The sequence below is a fragment of the Zooshikella harenae genome (genome assembly GCF_018837975.1).
GTDB lineage: Bacteria > Pseudomonadota > Gammaproteobacteria > Pseudomonadales > Zooshikellaceae > Zooshikella > Zooshikella harenae.
The window spans coordinates 1-548 of record NZ_JAGSOY010000368.1 but is presented as its reverse complement, the minus strand read 5'-3'; the positions used below and the strand labels follow the sequence as shown (position 1 = coordinate 548).

Genomic DNA, 548 nt, shown 5'->3' with positions numbered 1-548 from the left:
ACTAAAACATCCCAAAGCTAATGAGGAAAAGCGGGAAGCCTTTCAAGGGAAAATTAACGCCCATAAGTCAAAAGGTCGGCTCATGGTCTATTTGGATGAAAGTGGGTTTGCCCAGGATATGCCGCGTATACATGGCTATTCCCACTCTGGCAAACGTTGCTATGGTGTTCATGATTGGCAAGCAAAGGGTCGTATCAATGCAATAGGCGCTATTGTCGGTATGACCTTTTTAACTGTTGGGCTCTTTGAAGGGAGTATCAATAGTGATGTATTTTATGCTTGGTTAACTCAAGAGTTGATTCCAGTGCTGCCTGAAAATGCTGTGGTTGTCATGGATAATGCCAGCTTTCATAAGCGCAGGGATATCATTGATGCAATTGAGCAATCAGGTGCTTTGCTTGAATTCCTTCCGCCTTACAGCCCTGACTTCAACCCGATAGAAAAAAAATGGGCGCAAGTAAAATCCATTAGGAAAAGGGAGCGTTGTGATGTTGATACGTTGTTCGTGGAGCATATAGACTATGACAAATTATAATACGCCAGCTCTA

Annotated in this window: 1 protein-coding gene; it reads left to right on the top strand. The window is 43.1% G+C overall.

The features are described 5' to 3' along the window. The coding region (locus tag KCG35_RS26160; protein WP_215822870.1) for an IS630 family transposase at positions 1–535 on the top strand (535 nt) is incomplete at its 5' end. Positions 536–548: the final 13 nt, after the last annotated feature.